The sequence below is a fragment of the Peribacillus sp. P4_B1 genome, assembly GCF_056402395.1.
The window spans coordinates 1-1,755 of record NZ_JBFUHM010000136.1 but is presented as its reverse complement, the minus strand read 5'-3'; the positions used below and the strand labels follow the sequence as shown (position 1 = coordinate 1,755).

At 35.6% G+C, this 1,755-nt stretch carries 2 protein-coding genes; both read right to left on the bottom strand.

Translation table 11 applies throughout. The annotated features are described in order from the left end of the window. Nucleotides 1–455: 455 nt before the first annotated feature. Entirely contained in the window at nt 456–911 is a 456-nt protein-coding gene (locus AC1DVK_RS26825; protein ID WP_477627819.1) for a DUF600 domain-containing protein, read from the bottom strand. Between the two features lie 20 nt (nt 912–931). Beyond that, nucleotides 932–1,755, bottom strand: an 824-nt coding sequence (locus AC1DVK_RS26820; protein WP_477627818.1) for a DNA/RNA non-specific endonuclease, incomplete at its 5' end; no start/stop codon positions are given.

The window sequence follows — 1,755 nt, the reverse complement described above, 5'->3', positions numbered from 1 at the left end:
ACTTTGTACCGCTTGCTACTTTATCGGCGACCTTCGCCGCTCCAGCCACACCACCGATTCCGAGTGCCATCAACAGGCCGTTCTGGCGCTGTTCCTCGGTTAGCTGGTTGCCGAACATGTCTTTGCCTGTGGCCGCTTCCTCGTTACAGATAATAACAATTTAACACTTGGGGGTATTAAAAATTATAGTGCTCTTTTAATTTTTAACGCTAAAAAGCACTCGTTGCCTTTAGTAGACAATCAAGCGCTTTAGGTTCATTTTCTAAATAAATCATTAAGTTTCATGTTTTAATGTTGACAGTATGACATCTATGAGGGGTCCTATCAATTAAAATGTTATCCCGCCCTATTTTCGTTCTTACTACCTAATATTAAAATTACATTGACACACCTTGAAGGTACAACCTTAATGAGTCATGAATTCAAATTAGAGCGTATCTTCGAGTGTAAACAATTTAAAGGTTATTATTTTTTATCTCATCAAACCACTCATTAAAAATATGAGTGGCCGTTTTAATCTCATCATGCGTATAAACTAAATCATACTTGTATTCAGCTTTGAAGTTCCCACTCTTTACATCATATATTAATTTCATCTCAGTGGGCATATCTCTTTTATATTCTTTGCACAATGCTTTGATTTTTCCCATACCTTCATTTAAGATATCTAATACCATAAAATTTCGTTCTGCAGATACATCATAGCTTTCTTCCTCATTCTCCAATGCATCATTCAATTTATGAGGCTCTACATACTTATCGTTAATCATATAAAAAAAATCGCTCGCAGTAACTCCTTCTTCACGTGAAGCATAAACATACACTTTATCTGCTCTATCTTCAACATATTCCATACATATGGATATCATATCTGCTTGCAATTCACTAAACTTATCTTCAAATTCTTTCATTCTACTTTTCACTCCTTAGATTAATTTTCAAGAACTCTAGAGCTCCTTTTACCATCAATAGTATATATTACTTTAAATTTTTCAGGACGCATATCACTCCCAGAGTAGATTATATCAACATTAACTGTTACTTTTTTGGGAGGTGTTTCTTTTAAAGCTACAGCCCATTCCTCTTCAATTTTCTTATATTGCTTCAAATTAACAACAGATAATTGCGATACCAAATTGTCAATTTTAGGTGATCCTCCAAACCTATCACCTGCCAAATGCCCTGCATGGTCTTTACCTTTTACTTTACCAGGTGTGTTTTTGCTGTGTGACAATCTATCTATTCTCGTTGTTAATTGTAAATTCTCTGTTTCAAATTTTACAATCCTACCTACATTATCTGTTTCATAAAAGTACTCATACTCTCCTGTTTTATATCTAATATCAGGCTTTAACCTATTTTTTCTTCCGTTTGTAAACTGTAGTCTGTTGTCCACTAATGTTTTAACTTCACTTACTTCAGCCCTAACTTTATCCGTACCCTTAGAAATACTCTCCCCTGAAACACCCTCTACTTTGCTATCTTTCACCGTAAATTTCTGATAGGCTTCCTTAATTGTCTGCTTTTCCATCATAACTTGGGGAAGGTTTGGTCCTCCTGCGAGGGAAACCTGTTCCATACTTATTCGTTTAGGTATTTCTTTTTTACCTAGTTCGTCACCTATATTTTTTAACGTGGTTTTTCCTGATCTCGCGATGTCTGTTATTGTAGCTTGAACCTTCTGAACCTGCTTTTGTGCAAATTCCTTACTGTAAGGGACGAACTTTGTACTACTGTAAGGGACGAACTTTGTAC